The 18,719-nt window shown below is 34.0% G+C and carries 10 protein-coding genes and 1 tRNA gene; 3 read left to right on the forward strand and 8 right to left on the reverse strand.

Going from position 1 to position 18,719, the window contains the following annotated elements; translation table 11 throughout:
* Positions 1 to 108 precede the first annotated feature (108 nt).
* Both AAYQ19_RS16275 and AAYQ19_RS16280 read left to right on the forward strand, forming a co-directional pair.
* Positions 109 to 181: transfer RNA gene (locus AAYQ19_RS16275), tRNA-Met, on the forward strand.
* Between the two features lie 380 nt (positions 182 to 561).
* Entirely contained in the window at positions 562 to 1,740 is a 1,179-nt protein-coding gene (locus tag AAYQ19_RS16280; RefSeq protein ID WP_343537663.1) for a hypothetical protein, read from the forward strand.
* A 72-nt stretch (positions 1,741 to 1,812) separates the two neighbouring features.
* Here AAYQ19_RS16280 and AAYQ19_RS16285 read toward each other — a convergent pair whose 3' ends face one another.
* Together AAYQ19_RS16285 and AAYQ19_RS16290 are read right to left on the reverse strand one after the other, a co-directional pair.
* Positions 1,813 to 2,343 carry a hypothetical protein gene (locus tag AAYQ19_RS16285; RefSeq protein WP_343537664.1) on the reverse strand — a complete coding sequence of 177 codons (531 nt, stop codon included), beginning with the start codon at positions 2,341 to 2,343 and terminating at the stop codon, positions 1,813 to 1,815.
* A 172-nt stretch (positions 2,344 to 2,515) separates the two neighbouring features.
* Positions 2,516 to 3,316, reverse strand: a complete 801-nt coding sequence (locus tag AAYQ19_RS16290; protein ID WP_343537666.1) for an SDR family NAD(P)-dependent oxidoreductase — start codon at positions 3,314 to 3,316, stop codon at positions 2,516 to 2,518.
* Between the two features lie 375 nt (positions 3,317 to 3,691).
* On the opposite strand from AAYQ19_RS16290, the gene AAYQ19_RS16295 reads away from it, so the two are divergent.
* Entirely contained in the window at positions 3,692 to 8,542 is a 4,851-nt protein-coding gene (locus tag AAYQ19_RS16295) for a RecQ family ATP-dependent DNA helicase (protein ID WP_343537668.1), read from the forward strand.
* A gap of 38 nt (positions 8,543 to 8,580) precedes the next feature.
* Here the strand turns inward: AAYQ19_RS16295 and nagA are convergent, their stop codons facing one another.
* The 6 genes from nagA to AAYQ19_RS16325 form a co-directional block, all read right to left on the reverse strand.
* Entirely contained in the window at positions 8,581 to 9,705 is a 1,125-nt protein-coding gene (nagA, locus tag AAYQ19_RS16300) for an N-acetylglucosamine-6-phosphate deacetylase (protein WP_343537670.1), read from the reverse strand.
* Positions 9,706 to 9,867: 162 nt separating this feature from the next.
* A complete protein-coding gene (locus AAYQ19_RS16305; RefSeq protein WP_343537671.1) occupies positions 9,868 to 11,172 on the reverse strand; it encodes a serine hydrolase domain-containing protein in 1,305 nt (434 codons plus the stop codon).
* A gap of 33 nt (positions 11,173 to 11,205) precedes the next feature.
* Positions 11,206 to 12,687: a glycoside hydrolase family 10-like protein gene (locus AAYQ19_RS16310; RefSeq protein WP_343537672.1), complete on the reverse strand. Its 1,482-nt coding sequence runs from the start codon at positions 12,685 to 12,687 to the stop codon at positions 11,206 to 11,208.
* A gap of 124 nt (positions 12,688 to 12,811) precedes the next feature.
* Positions 12,812 to 14,647: an outer membrane protein assembly factor BamB family protein gene (locus AAYQ19_RS16315; protein ID WP_343537674.1), complete on the reverse strand. Its 1,836-nt coding sequence runs from the start codon at positions 14,645 to 14,647 to the stop codon at positions 12,812 to 12,814.
* A 306-nt stretch (positions 14,648 to 14,953) separates the two neighbouring features.
* On the reverse strand, positions 14,954 to 15,781 hold the full coding sequence (locus tag AAYQ19_RS16320) for an alpha/beta hydrolase (protein ID WP_343537675.1): 828 nt from the start codon (positions 15,779 to 15,781) through the stop codon (positions 14,954 to 14,956).
* 20 nt (positions 15,782 to 15,801) lie between these two features.
* Positions 15,802 to 18,717, reverse strand: coding sequence for an FAD-binding and (Fe-S)-binding domain-containing protein (locus AAYQ19_RS16325; protein WP_343537677.1), 2,916 nt, complete (start codon positions 18,715 to 18,717; stop codon positions 15,802 to 15,804).
* Positions 18,718 to 18,719 lie beyond the last annotated feature (2 nt).

Here is an 18,719-nt window from a genome sequence, read left to right on the forward strand (position 1 = left end):
TTTAAAGATCTGATTAATAAATAGTTACTTAAAATTTAATTTTAAGCAAATTTTTCACTAATTTCTTTGTAAAACTGTATTTAGTGCTTATCTTTGCACCCGAAACATCGCGGGATAGAGCAGTAGGCAGCTCGTCGGGCTCATAACCCGAAGGTCACAGGTTCGAGTCCTGTTCCCGCTACTAAAAAAAAATTAAAAGCCTGAGAATCTGTATTCTCAGGCTTTTTTTGTGGTTCTAAAAATCTTGTTTCAATTGCTTCAACTTTTAAACTCCTGTATTTGCAAGAAAATTTTGTTCGAGTCCCGTAAAGTTCAAACTTATAAAAAACAGCTACTTAACTCAAATCCAAAATCAAATCTTCATAATTCATATAAAATTCTTATACTGTGAATGATTGTAATATTTAAATTTGGTATTTATAAGCGGTAATTATTTTCTTGAAAAAATAATTCTATATTAGCATTAATAAGAGGATATTTTATGACTTAAATTTTCTACAAAAGAGCTATAGAAGTTCTCATAAATAAATGCAAATGAGAGATGTTTTTAAGAAATCCATTATGAAATCAACCTTCCATAATCTTTATAAAATCTTTATTCTGTCGTTACTACCTTACTATGGATTTACTCAGCCTTCTCGTATGGCAGAAGTACACTTCAGATTTTATGATAAATCGCAAGAGGTTTCAAAAGAAGTTATGAATGACCGATATAAATTATTTACATATAGCTCTGACAAGCACAAGCCAACAGACTATCGCTATGATAATCCAAGCAAAACATATACAATATCAGAAACTATTGTTTATAATGATGTTCATTTGTTTATAGTGCATGAAAAAGACACCATGCAGCTTATTTTTAAAACAAAAGGAGCCAAAAGATTAAAATTTAAAGTGGATCATTTAGACTTTAAAGAAGGAACTTTTATTGTCGATAATGAAGTAACAACGCTGTTGGATTTTAAAAATAGTAAATCAACTTACTACAATTACATCCTATCAATATTGCCTAAAAACATTTACAACAGCGAGGAAAACCCTATTTATGCTGAATTAAAAAAATTAAAATTAAGATATGGTATAAAAGACGATGATTTTAATGCAAAAAAGGAAAATCAGCTAGTTGTAATTGCAACTCTAAACGAACCTTTAATTTTAAAAAAATATAAGACCTACTTATCTGAATCGGAAGCTGGCGAAAATGATATTATTGATGATGGAAAAATTTATCACTCGTCTGATCATAAAATCAGAATATTTGTTTTCAAAGCCGAATCGTGCGGAGCACATTGTAATATCTATTACAAATCATTTATTCATTTCAATCTTGACAAGAAAATCCCAAATTCTTTAGAGGCAGATTTTTTTCCTATTGATGCTATTTTGAAACTAAAAAATGATACTTATTTAGTTTTGCAAACCGGTGTTGATGGTGGTGGAATAGATCTAAATGAAAATAAAATAGCAACACTCATACAATTAAAAAGCGAAAAGATTAGCATTGGAAAAACGTACGTCCTTCCTGATTTACCTACATCAGAAAAATTAAAGAGCATAAGTGTTATTAGAGATAAAATGTCTGAAGATGAAAAAAACAAAGATTATTTCTTAAAATTTGATCCAAAAACAAATATTTTAGAATATAAATATTGGAGATACCTCAATGACGAACAAACAAAGAAAAAGGTTTACTCAGGAAAGTTCTTTTTTGACGGAGATTCCTTCCGTATTCTATAAAAAATTAAAAGAAAACTATTTAAAAAACATAGGCAAACATCAGATTAGCTCGACCTCTATTAATTAATATCTCTACTTCAATTTACCATTTCCATTATTCCATATCAATGATGCTTCTCTAGTACAACCACCAAAATAATTACCCAAAATATAAATAGTTTTTTCTTTATGACTAATTTTCAAGATAATTGGAAAATTAGCGAGCTCGAATGTTTTAAAAGATAAGGAAGATTTTATATTTCCTGTTTGATTTATTTTGCTTAAATCCAACATTTTCTTTAAAGTACTATTTAGTTCATTATTTTTTGTATCAATTATTTCATTAGCATATTGTTGCATAATAATTCCGCCAGCTTCATTAATTTCTTGAAAAATAGAATAATTTGGATTGTTTAGATTTACTTTATTGACAACTTTACTATAAAATTTTTCTTGTAATAATTCTTTTGAAACCGGGAAAATTTCATAATTAAATCCCTCAATTTCTACTCCATTTAGTGTATATATATTGAATGTTAGTATTCCTCCACCGCAAGCTTGTGAAAATCCATTTTGTGAAATTAAGATTCCCACAAGTAAAATCCACTTTATCATCTTTTTCATTTTAGTTTTGATTTTTATTTAGCCTGGCCATAGCTTATTTATATGTTTTAGCTGGTTAGATATTTGAATGCTTCCCGCAACTAAAACAAAAGCTTCAGAGAAATCTGGAGCTTTTTTATTTTAATCAATTTGAGAAGCAAAAATCATAAACATTTGTCAAAAAAAGTAAAAATCACGAATCAGGCTTTGGCCCTTTTGACATAATTGACCTCATCACTCCAGGAAACCATCCTTGCAACCATACCGCCAGTTTGCCGTGACCAGTAAAAACGTAATTCCTTTTTCGGTTTAAAACTGCCCTTACCATTACTTTCGCCGCTTTTTCAGTTGGCCACATTAATTTTGATGGCCGAGGATCTGGCTCATCAGGATGCCAAATGCCATCATTGTCAATTCGGGCAATTTCTGAAACTACAAATCCAGGATGCATAGTCGTACAACTCACGCCAGTCCCCATTAATTCAACCTGTAAAGTCTGACCAATAGAATTTACCGCCGCTTTTGAAGCCCCATATGCACCAACATTCGGATTCGGAAGATAGGCGGCCACACTCCCAACTAAGCCAATTCGGCCTTTGTTTTTCTTTAAATGCGGTAATGCATATTTTACTGTTAAGGCCAAACCAGTGACATTACCTTGCAATTGCCTATTCCAATCCTTGGCAGTTAACTTTTCGATACTCCCAAAAACACCAAAACCCGCATTAGCGATCACAACATCCAGACGCCCCCATTCCTTAATGATTTCTTGGACTGCATTTTCAATAGCGGTTTCTTGCATTATATCACACGCAACCACCAATGCTTTTCCATCTGAAAGCCTGATCTCTTCTGCAACTTGATCCAATAATTCTTTTCGTCGTGAGGAAAGAACCACTTTATAGCCTAATCTTGTCCATTCAAAAGCCATCGATTTCCCAATACCTGATGAAGCACCGGTTATCCATATTACGTCTTCTTTTGCATTTGCCATTTTTACTCGTTTATTTCAAATATATAACTTTCTCATTATAAATTAAATACCAGAAGTTATAATTCAACTTTTCAATATTTAACTGAAAAAAGAATGTGAATGACGTTTATTTTTTCAAGCTATGCACAAAACGGTTTGTAAATTGTGTCCTTAGGACTATTAAAACAAAAGCTTCAGATCTCTCTGAAGCTTTTGCTATTTGAACTCCAAAACTCGTCTCACGAGATGTCCTAATTTAACATAAAAGTCATATTTCAATAAAAGTGTCTTAATTTTAAAAATTAAATGTTAAATTAGCTATGTATCATACTCGCCTTTAAACTTTTACATATTTAAATCTTATTAAAAGACCAACCCGTAATCTTGTTGAGTTTAATGTTGATAGACGAACAAAAAAATGCCCGTTTAATTACATTTATAGATACTGAAATCGAATCGGTTAAAGGTAGAATCCTTGATATAGGTGCAATTAAAGAAAACGGCAATCCTTTTCATAACGCATCTTTAGGAGATTTTACCCAATTCCTGAGAGGCAGCGAATATGTGTGTGGGCATAACATTTTAAATCATGACATTAAATATATAGGGCGAGCAATTATTGACGCTGGCATTAATCCTTTGAATGTCATTGATACTTTATACCTTTCTCCTTTATTATTTCCAACAAGACCTTACCATTCGTTGTTAAAAGATGACAAACTTCAAACGGACGACAGAAATAATCCATTAAACGACTCTATTAAAGCACAAGATTTATTCAACAGTGAAGTCGCCGCTTTTTGGCAGATTGATGAAACACTTAAAGAAATTTTTTATCTCCTTTTGAATCGTACAAAAGAATTTGGAGCTTTTTTTCGGTTTATAAATTATAAGAATACAAAGTCTGATACAGAATCGCAGATAAGATTAAAATTTCAAGGTGAAATTTGCAAAAATTCAGATTTAACCAAAATAATATCCGAAAATCCGATTGAATTAGCCTACTGCTTATCACTAATTAATTCGTTTATACTTCATAGAAAAGTTCATTCTATAACACCTCCATGGGTTCTTAAAAACTATCCCGAAGTGGAACGTGTAATGTTGTTACTACGAAGCAAACCTTGTTTAACCGGATGCAACTACTGCAGCAATGCACTGGATATCTACAAAGGTTTAAAAAAATTCTTCGGTTTTAATTCATACCGAACTTATGGCGGAGAACCCCTTCAAGAAAGAGCTGTTAGGGCTGCCGTAAATAACAAATCGGTACTAGCTGTATTTCCAACGGGTGGCGGAAAATCAATTACATTTCAAGTTCCGGCGCTTATGAGTGCTGAAAACTCTAAAGGATTAACGATCATAATTTCTCCACTTCAGTCGTTAATGAAAGATCAGGTCGATAACCTCGAAAAAAACGGAATAACCGAAGCCGTAACTATCAACGGATTATTAGATCCAATTGAAAGAGCAAAATCAATTGAAAGGATTGAAGACGGCTCTGCCTCCATCCTATATATTTCGCCAGAATCGCTCCGCTCAAAAACTATCGAAAAACTAATTTTAGGCAGAAAAACAGCCCGTTTTGTGATTGATGAAGCACACTGTTTTTCATCATGGGGACAAGATTTCAGGGTAGACTATCTATACATTGGCGACTTTATAAAATTAATTCAAGAAAAGAAAAATCTCGAAGAAAGTATTCCGGTATCCTGCTTTACTGCAACAGCCAAACAAAAGGTAATTGAAGACATTCGAGATTATTTTCGTGAAAAGCTATCACTAGATCTTCAAGTATTCACTTCAAAAGCATCAAGAACCAATCTTCATTACAAGGTTTTTGAAAAGCAAAATGAAGATGAAAAATATTTGACTGTCAGAGATTTAATTGAAGAGAAAAACTGTCCGACAATTATCTATGTCTCCAGAACACTCAGAGCTTATAAACTAGCCGATCAGCTATCAAAAGATGGTTTTAATGCAAAAGCATACCATGGCAAAATGGATAAGAAGGAGAAGACCGAGAACCAAAATGCCTTTTTAAATGGCGACACACAAATTATGGTAGCTACTTCAGCATTTGGTATGGGAGTAGACAAGAAAGATGTCGGTTTGGTGATTCATTATGAAATATCAGATTCACTTGAAAATTATGTTCAAGAAGCAGGACGTGCAGGTAGAGATGAAAACATTTCTGCCGATTGTTTTGTGTTATTTAACGAAGAAGATCTTAGCAAACATTTTATTTTGCTTAACCAAACTAAACTTTCAATAAAAGAAATCCAGCAGGTATGGAAAGCGATAAAGGATATCACAAGATTTCGGTCGAAAATATCTAATTCTGCGTTGGAAATTGCCCGAAAAGCAGGCTGGGATGATAGTATCGGAGAAATAGAAACACGTGTAACTACAGCAATAGCAGCTTTAGAAGATGCAGGATATTTAAAACGTGGACAGAATATGCCAAGGGTGTTTGCCAGCAGCATTTTATCTGAAAATGCTCTGGAAGCTATTGAAAAAATAAACGCCTCGAAAAAATTTGAAGAAAATCAAAAAGAACAAGGTGTTCGCATCATAAAGAAACTCTTTTCAAGTAAAAGCAGAAAAGAAACCAGCAACGAAACTCCTGAATCAAGAGTAGACTATATTAGTGATCATTTAGGCATAGTAAAAGAAGAGGTAATTAATGTGATAAACTTATTGCGCGAAGAAAACATTCTGGCCGACACCAAGGATTTGACTGCTTTTATAAAGAATACAGAAAATAAAAATCGCTCTCTTGCTATCGTAGAGTTACACAACAAAATCGAAAACTTTTTACTTTCTGTTTTTAAAGAAGAAGAAAGTATTTTTCATTTGAAAGAATTAAATGAGGAGATTGAAAAAAATGGCTGTGATGGCGTAAACACCAATAAAATAAAAACAATAATAAACTTTTGGTCTATTAAAAACTGGATTAAAAGAAAAAATCTGGACCATTTTAAGAACCACATTGCTATACTCTGTCTTCAAAGTAGAAAGCAATTAAAAGATAAACTTGAAATACGTCATGAGCTTGCAACATTTATCGTTGAATTCTTTTATGAAAAAACGATGACTGAAAAAGCAAAAGGCCAAACGGACAAAGATGAAATTTTAGTTGAGTTTTCTGTACATGAACTAAAGTATGCTTATGATAACAGCTCAGATCTTTTCAAAAAAGAAATAAATATTTATGACATTGAAGATACACTGTTCTATCTTTCACGAATCGAGGCAATAAAAATAGAAGGTGGTTTTCTTGTTGTTTATAACGCTTTAACCATTGAACGAATCGAACAAGACAATAAAAAACGATATACTAAAGACGATTATCAAAAGCTCAATCAGTTTTACGAAAATAAAGTCCAGCAAATCCATATCATAGGCGAATACGCTCAAAGAATGCTTAATGACTACAAGAATGCACTTCAATTTGTAGAAGATTATTTCCAGCTTAACTATAACTCTTTTCTAAACAAATATTTTAAAGGCAGTGAAAGACAAAACGAGATTAGGAGAAATATTACTCCCGCAAAATTCAAACAGTTATTTGGAGAGCTTTCTCCAACACAATTAAAAATTATAAAAGACAACGAAACACAGCATATCGTTGTCGCCGCCGGTCCGGGTAGTGGCAAAACAAAGGTATTAGTCCATAAACTGGCTTCTCTCCTATTAATGGAAGACGTGAAGCATGAGCAGTTATTAATGCTTACATTTTCAAGAGCTGCGGCTACTGAATTTAAAAAACGTCTATTAAACCTGATTGGTAACGCGGCAAATTTTATTGAAATCAAGACGTTTCATTCGTACTGTTTTGATCTTTTGGGAAAAATAGGTAGTTTAGAAAAATCGACGGATATTCTAAACATTACCGTTGAAAGAATTAAAAACGGTGATGTTGAAGCTAATAAAATTACCAAAACTGTTTTAGTAATTGACGAAGCACAGGATATGAATGCAGAAGAGTTCGCTCTTATAAATGCACTCATGGAGCAGAATGAAGAAATGAGGATTATTGCTGTCGGAGATGATGACCAAAATATTTATGAATTTAGAGGTGCAAGTTCTAAATATCTTGAACAATTCATTTACGACAATAAAGCTGTAAAACATGAATTAGTCGAAAATTATCGCAGCAAAAGTAATCTGGTTGCTTTTTCGAATCAATTTGTAAAACAAATTCAACACCGATTAAAAGAAACACCGATTATTGCTAATCAAACCGATAACGGAAAAATCAAAATTGTCAGTTATCAGAGCTGTAATCTCATCACTCCTCTTGTAGCTGATGTTACTAACACAGGTCTTTCAGGAACTACATGTGTAATCACAAAAACTAACGATGAAGCTGTAAAAGTTGCGGGACTGCTTTTAAAGAATGGCATAAAAGCAAAACTTATACAATCTAATGATGGTTTTAATTTATATAACCTTGTCGAAATTCGGTTTTTATTAAATAAAGTAAATTCTGGTCCAGATATTTACACAATTAGCGATGAAATATGGAATGAAGCTAAAAAAGAACTGATCGAAACTTTCCGCAACAGTACTAAATTAGAAATCTGCCTGAATATCATCAAGGATTTTGAAACCACTAATCCAAATAGAAAGTACATATCTGATTTAGAAGTTTTAATTCGGGAATCTAAACTAGAGGATTTTTATAATGAAAATGGCGAAACTATTTTTGTATCTACGATTCATAAAGCTAAAGGAAAAGAGTTTGATAATGTATTCCTTTTGCTTGAGAAGTTTAATATGGATACAGATGCAGCTAAGCGTCAATTATATGTAGCAATGACCAGAGCTAAACAAAATCTAAACATCCATCTAAATGACCATTATCTCAATCATTTGACCACAGAAAATCTTGAACAACTAAGCAATTTTGAAATTTATCCTGCACCTGATAAAATTGCCAGACATGCCACTTTCGAAGATGTCTGGTTAGATTATTTTATTAACAGACAAATTCCAATTTCTCAACTTACGTGTGGAGAAAAATTACATGTTGAGGGCTACGAATGCTTAAATTCTAACGGGCAATCTGTGCTAAAATTCTCAAAGAAATTCATTGAGAAAATTGAATTAATGAAGTCAAAACACTACGAACTAAAAAGTGTATATGTGAATTTTATACTGTATTGGCATAAGGAAGGAGCTTTGGAAGAAATAAAAATAATTTTACCTGAACTTTATTTTGAAGTTATTGATCAAAAATAAAAGCTTCAGATCTCTCTGAAGCTTTTGTTATTTCATAATTAACCTTTACAAAAATCAAAGGTTTCAATCTCAGACAAATCATCATTGAATTTGACAAAAGTTGCAGGAAATCCTGTTTGTATTTTCCCAAATTTATCGCCTAAACCAATTGCATTTGCAACACGCGAAGAGGCCATTTTTAGCGCTTCATCTGCAGAAACATTCAAATGATTATAGGCATTTTGTACCGCTTCTAACATGGAAATGGATGCTCCCGCCAAATTGCCGTCCTTATTTCTATAAAAACCATTTTCAAGATGAGCATCAAAATTATCCCAATTAAAATTGGTTACTTTTCGCCCCAAAAATGTCGCATCGCTAATCAAAAAGAATTTATCCTGCTTTAATTTATATGCCAATCTCGCCGCCGCATAATCGCAATGTGAACCATCTAAAATAACGGGCGTAAAGACGTTTTCATTTTCGAAAGATGCTCCCACCAAACCTGGCTCACGATGTCCAAATTGAGTCATTGCATTGAACAAATGCGTAACCAAATTGATTCCTTTTGCAAAATATGGCTGTGCTTCATTATATGAAATAGTCGAATGTCCGATCGAAATTACCATACCGCTTTCCAACAGCATATCAAGCTGTTCTTCAGTAAAACATTCAGGTGCAATAGTGATAACTTTTATAACGTCCTTCCCGTATTTAATAATTTCTTCAAGCTCTTTGTTTGTTGGTTTTCGAACTTGATCAATACTGTGCGCACCTCTTCGCAACGGATTCAAAAATGGTCCTTCTAAATGCATTCCGATTACGCCATTATTATGTTTTGCTCTATAATCGCGAACAGCTTCAATTCCTTGCAGAATAGTTTCGTTTGAAGATGATATCAAACACGGAAGCACTTGTGTTGTCCCATATTTACGACTAGCATCGTAAATATCCTGAATGGTTTCTTCAGTAGGAGTTTGACTAAAATAAAGTCTTTCTCCCCCATTTATTTGAATATCGATAAATCCAGCCGCAATGTTTTTTCCATGCAAATCAATCGTTTCAATAGCATTTGGAATTTCTTTTTGAACTGAAAGAATTTCTCCGTTTTCAACAACAATAACTCCATTATTGATTATTTCTTTTCCTGTGTGAACGACTGCATTGATAATCGCTTGTTTCATTTTTTAAAAAATTTATTTTTTACAAACTTCTGATTAATATTTCACGCAGATTTAAAATGATTTAAGCAGATCAACGCAAATAAATTTTAAAATAAATCTGCTAAAATCTGCAGAATCTGCGTGAAACAAAATCACGGTAATCCTTTTAATCTGTGGCTAAAACTATTTATTAATTTGTCTCCAGATTTTAGTGCTAAAATCATCTTTGTACATTAATCTATTTGTTCGCGTTGGATTTACGCGATTCGTCAGAATAATTAAAAAATGGTTTGTGTTCGGATTCACAAAGAAAAATGTTCCTGTAAAACCAGTATGCCCAAAATCATCTTTTGTAAAAAATTCGTCTGGTTTTCTTTTGTCAAAACCTAAACCGCGATAAATACCTTCTTTCGCAAGTGGCGATTCTGTAAACTCTTTTACCACTTTGGCTTTTAGAATTTGTTTTCCTTTATAATTCCCATTATTCATCAACATTTTGCAGATCACGGCTATCGATTCTGCATTAGCAAATAAACCTGCGTTTCCAGAAACCCCTCCAAAAATTGCCGCCGCTTCATCATGCACATAGCCTTTTACAGTATCTTTTCTGAAAAAATTATCCACTTCAGTTGGCATTACATTATCTATCGAGGTCCATTTTAGCGGATTATATCCAATTTTCGAAATGCCTAATTCTGTATAAATTTCATTTGTAAACTGATCGAGTTTCTTTCCGGTTTTAGTTTCAATCATTTGTTTCACCAAAAGCAAATTTAAATCGCTGTATAAATATTTCCCTCTCGGATTTGTATTCGCCTTCGCAATCCTTTCATAAACCGATGGATAAAACTCTGGGTTCAGCCACATGTTTTTATAAACCTGAATCCAATTTTCTTTTGGTTCAAAAACAAGATATTTTGAATCATAAACAATGTTTTTGTTGACGAACATATTATCAAATTGCATAGGATATTGCTCTGATTTTTGATTGCTCAATAAAGGCGAATTATCTGGTGTAGAAAGCAATGCCTGATAAAAAGTGATACTCGGCGTTAATCCAGAAGTATGCGCCAACAATTCAAAAAGGGTCAAATCAGAAATTGCAGTATTTTTATACATCGGAACGATTTCGCCTACTTGATCTGTCAGTTTTAATTTGCCGTCGCCAACCAAACGCATCGTTACTAATGTTGCTCCCAAAACCTTAGACATCGAAGCCAAGTCAAAAACGTCCTCTGATTTTACCTTTTGCTTTTTTGTGTAATCATGATAGCCATAATTTTTGGATATTAAATTAGAATCTCCAGTTCCAACAATAATTTGTGCTCCGGGAAAAAAGCCTTTTTCAAGTGCATTGGTCATCATGGAATCGATGTAAACTTCATTTCGTTTAACATCAAAAGATTTATTAGAATTTTCCTGAGAATAACCTTTTATTCCTAAAAAAATCAGGTAAACAATTGCAATCTTGGTCAATATATTCTTCATATTGCTATGGATTTTTAAGTCTTAAATACATTTTTACTTTGACGTAAATTCTATCGGACTGCTTTCTGTCTGCGTCTGACTCAAAGCAGTGAGTGCATAAACGTAGTTTTCCAAATTAGCATTTGGCACTTCTAATTTTAGCGCTGTTGTCACGTAATAGATGTTTTCAGGATTTGAGAAATCGGTTATTTTTCCTTTTGGAAATCTGTAAATCACATATTTCTTGTCGTTAATCGCTGCTTTCCAAGTCAAAACTGCATTATTCCCTTTTTTCGCGAGCATTGCATTTGTTGGCACTTCTGGCTTTAATCTTGTAATTCTGTTTGCTTCTGGTGTTAAAGCAATGTATTTGTATTCTTTTTGAAGAAGTGGTTTTCTTAATGTATCTCCTTTTTTCAGAAAATTAGAAGCCGTAAAATGCATCGAACCTTCAATTTGAGGCAGTTTACGAATCATTTCAATTTGTTTTACAATTTGATCCGGACTTCTCCATTCTGGTTCTTTAGCCGAAGTTGAAATTTTATAATCACCATGACCAACATACACATTTGCACCGTATTTATGTTCTGCCCACCATTTTGCCAAAACTTCAAAATTTGCTTTGTCAAAACCAATGTGCCAATATATTTGAGGCGTAACATAATCGATCCAATTTTCTTTTTGCCATTTTAAAATATTGGCATACAAATCATCGTAATTTGTTGCTCCAGCTACGGTTTTTGAACCCTGAGAATCTTTGGCAATATTTCTCCAAACACCAAAAGGCGAAATTCCGAATTCGACTTCTGGTTTATTGGCAATAATGGTATCTCTGATTTGCTTGATGATCAAATCAACATTGTCCCTACGCCAATCGTCTTTGTCTTTAAACTGACGCGGTTCTTTAGCGAATGCTTTTTCATCTGGAAATTCTTGTCCAACAATTTTATACGGATAAAAATAATCGTCCATATGCACCGCCTGAATATCATATTTACGAACAATTTCGCCAACGACAGAAGACACGAAATCTCTGGTTTCTTGTAAACCTGGATTAAAATATCTCGTTTTTCCGTACGTTAGAAAAAGGTCTGGTCTTTTAAAATATAAGTGATTTTTTGAAAGAACATCTCTAACCGTATCTTTCTGAACACGATATGGATTCAGCCAAACGTGCACGTTCATGCCACGTTTTCCTGCTTCATCAATCATCATTTGCAATGGATCAAAACCCGGCGCAACGCCTTGAGTTCCGGTTATCCAATGTGAAGCTGGTTCTTTCGCCGATTTGTAAAAAGCATCGGCAGTTGGGCGGATTTGAAAAATTACAGTGTTCAAGTTATACGAACGCAGATTATCCAAAAGGGCGATCATTTCGGCCTTCATTTCTTTGTCAGATAAACCAGGTTTCGATGGCCAGTCGATATTTTCTACTGTTGAAATCCAAGCCGCGCGCATTTCTCTTTTTGGAGACTGTTGACTGAAAATTTTGGTATGAATCAGCAAAACTAGAATTATAATTTTTATGCTTTTCATAATATTGTTTTGGGTTAATTTGTGTAATTCAATCGGTCACTTTTTTCTCTCGCTCCCGATAGCTATCGGGATGGCAGAGTAGCCGATTTAATTCGTGAATTTGTGGCTAAAAAATCATTAATAATTAATTAAACAAATAAATTCCGCCTTCAATAAGAGAGGTCCAAACTCTGCCTTGGGCGTCGATTGTGAAACCATTTACACTTGAACTTCCTAAAGTGATTTGCTTTATGATTTCAAATTTTTCAGCATCAACGATTATAACCTCACCTTTTCGGCTTCCGATATAAATCTTGTTGTCTTTTTCTAAAATTCCTGCCGGATTGTGTTCATATCCTAATTTCAAATCCAAAATTTTACTTTGTTTTTCCACATTTTCTTCTGTCAGTTCAAGATCATCAGAAAGCGGCACTCTTAACAATAATCCATCCATAGTTTTGCCATAAAACCATTTTCCGTCCTGGCTTTTGCCCATCGATTCTCTAATTTTCCACTTCGAAGTTCTTAAAAGCGTCTTTCCTGTTTCAATATCCAAAATAGTTAAAAAACGTTGTGGCGTTACAAAATAAAGGCGGTTTTTTGTTGAAACCATATTCACATTTCCAGCCGAATATAAAATTTGTTTGTCGTTGCCATTATTCCATTTCCAGATTAATTCGCCCGTATTTTTATTCAAACAATAAATATACGTATCCCAAACTCCAAAAATGATTTTATCTCCTTGAATCAAAGGCGTTCCTTGCGAATACGATTGTGGAAGTTCTTTTTTCCAAATTATCTTCCCATTTAAAGCATCAATAGAAACAAATGCAGTCGAACTCGCTGTATAAATCTTGTTATTTTCAGCAATTGGAGAACCTACTAAAACACCGCCAACAGCAACATCCCATTTTTGTTTTCCCGATTGTGAATCAAATCCTAAAAGCTTTCCTTCGATCGTTCCAATAACGAGATTATTTTTTACAGTTATTGGTGAAAAATAAATGGCATTTCCTGTTTTTGTTTTCCAATTTATTTTTTTGTCCTTCAAATTTACGGATTGTATTTCACCAAGTGAATTGGCAAAATAAAAATTCTTTTTATCAAATGAAGGAAGGCTGTAAATCGAAGCGTCATCTTTCAAAAAAGGAGTAACTGCTGGAAAATCATCCTTTGGAATTTCAATTTTTGATGGTTTTGTCGGGACTGAAAATTTGAAAACACCTGGTTTAGCTATTTCTTTTTGATAAATACTGATACTATCATTATTGATGATTAATTCGTTATAACTTTGAGTTTTGCCATCTAAAGAAGTAATAGATGTTCCCATTAAGCCACTCAAGCCAGAAAAATCATATTTTCTCAAGCTATGTCCGTGGCCACAAAAACTGGCAACAGTAGGGTATTTTTGCAAAACAGAAAGCACTTCTTTATAATTGCTCACACTGTTGTCCATAGGATAATGTGCAAAATTGAGTACTTTTTTATTATTTCCTTTAAGACTATCTTTCAGCGTTTTATCTAGCCATAAAACGTCTTCATGTTTTACAAAACCATCCCCCATTTTCATGTAGGGTCCGCATGGATATCCAATAAAAAGATAATCTCCTTTTGAAAACACAAAGCGATCTTCGCCAAATATTTTCTTATACGTCAAACCAGCACTTTCACTCCAGTTTGTTTCGTGATTACCCGAAATAACATAATATGGTTTGGTTAATTTTGAAAGAATCAAATGCACTTGTTGTAATTCGTCATCGGCACCGCGATTGGTTAAATCACCGGTTACCACAACAAATTCATTGTCTGAATTATTGATTTCTTTTACGATATTTTGCAACAAAAAGTCATTGTCATTTCCCACAGAAACGTGCAAGTCTGTAAGTTGTACAAATTTTATAATGTCTTTTTTCTCTGCGTTCTGTGAAAATCCAGACGTTATCACAAATAGCAATAGTATTCTGAAAAATAAATGTTTCATGGTTCTTTTTTAGTTTATTAGCAATAGTTTATTTTAAACAGTTTTAATTTCGAAATTTACTGTGTTACTTAACCGCAAAGCGCGCAATGATTTACGCAATGTTCGCAAAGTTTTTCTCTCGCTCCCGATAGCTATCGGGATTGCAGATCTAGCAGATTTAATTTGTGAAATTTGTGGCAAAAAAAATCTTTTAATCCTGTAATCTGTGGCGAAAAAAACCTAACAGGCTTAAAAAAAACCTGTTAGGATAACCAACCAAAATTTATGTATTCCGATCATGTGTGAGAACCGAAATACACTTTACTATTACTTCGTTTTTACATTTTCATTAAAGAAATCATGAAAAAACAAAAGTTGATATTTTAAAGAATTCTCCCAGTATTTAAGATTATGTTCGCCTGGGCGCTCGATATAATCGTGATTTATTTTTAGTGCCAACATTTTAGCATGCAATTCTCTGTTTACAGTCATAAAAAAATCGTCAACGCCACAATCGATAATCAATTTTAATTTGTTGTCTTTTACCAAATCAAGCATATTGGTAACCGTGTTTTGATTCCAATTTTCAGGAAATTCCGTTATGGCTCCCAAACGTTTTTTGATGTCCCAATTGTTAGGAAACGGACGAATATCAACTCCGCCACTCATGCTTCCTGCTGCCCCAAATACATCTTGATGTTTGAACGACAAATATAAAGCGCCGTGCCCGCCCATACTCAAACCTGAAATGGCTCTTCCCGTGCGATCGGCAATTGTTTTGTATTTTTTGTCAATAAAAGGAACTAACTCTTTTACCACATACGTTTCATATTTAAAACTCGGATCGATCGGACTGTCAAAATACCAGCTTGAATAATTTCCATCAGCACAAACTACAATAAAACCGTATTGATCTACTTGTTTTCCAAGCTCCTTAAAACCTTTCACCCATGAAGCATAATTACCGCTGTGTCCGTGAAGCAGATACACAACAGGAAATGCCTTTTTGCTCTTTTTATAATTGTCCGGAACAACCACACAAGTTTTGATATTCTTCTGCATCGAAGTACTGAAGACCTGTAAAGTATCAACTTTTGAAGCTTGCGCTGTACAGACTAAAAACAGCAAGAAGAGTGTGTAAATTGATTTTTTCATAACTGATGTTTTTTGAAATGCTATTTTAGACAATCTTTTAAAATAGTGACCGGATGCATTGCTTTTCTGCTCGTTCCGTCAAAAATTTGATGACGGCAACTTGTTCCTGCGGCTGCAATTTCTGTTGTTGATTCGGTTGCTCTGATTTTCGGAAACAAAGTATCTTCTCCCATTTGCATACTGATTTCGTAATGCTCTTTTTCATAACCAAATGAACCCGCCATACCGCAACAACCCGAATTGTAAATCGTAACCGTATTATTTTTTGGAACATTTAGCATGGCAAAAGAAGCTTCAACACTGCTCAATGATTTTTGATGACAATGTCCGTGAATCTTTATATTTTTCTCTTTTTCAGAAAATTGACCTGCGTGAATTTTTCCGTCTGAAATTTCTCTTTTGAAAAACTCTTCAATTGTAAAAGTGTTTTTCGCAACTTTCTCAGCGCTCTCTTTATCTCCCGCCAATCGTAGATATTCATCTCTAAAGGTCAAAATCGCCGAAGGTTCAAGACCAATTAAAGGTGTATTTTCAGAAACTATATTTTTAAAAGTATTGATGTTTTTATTTGCAATTTCCTGTGCTTCTTCTAGAAAACCTTTTGAAATAAAAGCTCTTCCGCTTTCTTCATGATCCATTACGATTACTTTGTATCCTAATTTTGTCAATAATTCGTAAGCATCAATTCCGACTGAAACATCATAATAATTGGTGAATTCATCACAAAAAAGATAAACGCTTCCGTTTTGAAAAGAGTTGTTTTCATAAAGTTTTTTGTTGACTTGATACCATTTTCTAAACGATTTTGGAGCCAATAATGGCACTTGTCTTTCAGGCGCAATTCCCATTCTTTTTTTAACGAAAGAAAGATTCGAAGCCCAGTTGGTAACAGAAGGCGCAATACTTCCCAATTCATTCAATTTCGAATTAAAAGCAAATATTTTATTTCGGAAAGAAAAACCGTTTGCCTTTTGATATTGGTATAAAAATTCGGCTTTTAAAGTCGCTACATCCACATTACTCGGACATTCGCTTGCACAAGCTTTGCAACTTACACACAATTCAAAAACTTTATATAATTCTTCGTGGTCGAATTTATTTTCTTTTTCAGAATTCGTTAAATATTCGCGTAAAGCGTTGGCACGTGCGCGCGTTGTATCTTTTTCATTTCTAGTCGCACGATAACTCGGACATAAAGTTCCGCCCGCCGAAGGCATTTTTCGGCAATCGCCAGAACCGTTGCATTTTTCGGCAGCACGCAAAATTCCTAAACTGTCTGAAAAATCTTGAATCGTTTTAATATCTGGTTCCACTCGTCCTGCTTCGAAACGAAGATTTTCATCCATTTTAGAAGCATTTACAATTTTCCCAACATTCAAAATCGTATCAGGATCAAATGCTTTTTTGATTCGTTTTAGCAGTTCGTAGTTTTTATCGCCAATCATAAATGGCAAAAATTCACCACGCAAAATTCCGTCGCCATGTTCACCACTTAGTGAACCTCTATATTTTTTTACCAAATGAGCGACTTCAGTAGATATATTTCTGAATTGATGTAAACCTTCTTTTGTTTTCAAATTGATTTTAGGGCGCAAATGCAACTCTCCCGCTCCGGCATGCGCATAATAAATTGCGCTTTGTCCGTGGCTTTCCATCATGGCAGCAAAATCAGCGATATAATTTGGCAAATCACTTAATTCTACGGCCGTATCTTCAATAGAATCGGCGGCTTTGTCGTCTCCCACGATACTTCCTAAAAGTCCGAGACCCGCTTTTCTTACTTCATTTACTTTTTCAATATCTGCTCCATAAATCTTTGGCAATGCATATCCGAAATTATTAGCTTCAAGATCTTTAATCAATGCATCGGCTTGTAATTCGGCATCTTCCATACTAATGTGCGAACCCACTTCGAGCATGATAACAGCTTTTGGTTCGCCTACAATAAAGAATCTATTTTTGGCTTGTTCCCTATTGGTTTTGGTACAATCTAAAATCGTGTCGTCCATCATTTCGCAAGTATACAAATGATGTTTCATCGCAACCACAACAGCTTCAAGACTTTCTTGAATGGTGTGAAAATGCGCCACGACCATAATATTATTCGTTGGCGGAAGATCATCTACTTTCAAAGTAACTTCTGTTGTGAATGCCAAAGTTCCTTCACTTCCGCAAAGCAGTTTTCCTAAATTGATGGTGTTTTCTGTTCCCGAAAAAAGTTCCGATTTCAACAAAGCATCAATTGCATAACCCGTATTTCGTCTGTGAATTTCTGGTTTTGGAAATTCTCTTAAAATCTCTTCCTGATTTTCTCTGTTCGAAAGTTCTTCGTAAATCGTTCTATAAATTTTACTTTCTAAAGAATCGCCTTTTGTTTTGGCAATAAATTCCTCTGAAGTTAAATCTTTAAATACAGCAAGAGTTCCGTCGCTTAAAACGGCTTTTATTTCTACAATTTTATCTCTAGTAACACCGTAGCGAATTGAAGTTGTTCCTGAGGAATTGTTCCCTACCATTCCGCCAATCATACATCTATTAGTAGTTGATGTTGTTGGTGAAAAAAACAATCCGTGCGGTTTTAAAAACAAATTCAGCTCATCGCGAATTACTCCGGGTTGAACGGTCACGGTTTTTTTTTCGGCATCAAAAGAAACAATTTTAGTAAAATGTTTTGAAACATCTACAATTATTCCGTTACCAACTGTTTGTCCTGCTAAGGAGGTTCCTGCTGTTCTTGGTGTTATTGAAACTTTATTTTGAGAGGCAAAACGAATAATTTTAACGATATCCTCCTCTGATTTCGGAATTGCCACCGCAATCGGCGTAATTCTGTAGGCAGAAGCATCTGTCGAATATATTTTTTTATGAAGTTCATCATAAAAAAGATTTCCTTCTAATGAAGCTGACAGTTCGTTTAATTGTTGAGAATCGGGCATTT

Origin of the sequence: Flavobacterium mesophilum, assembly GCF_039581405.1 — a bacterium.
Taxonomy (GTDB): domain Bacteria; phylum Bacteroidota; class Bacteroidia; order Flavobacteriales; family Flavobacteriaceae; genus Flavobacterium.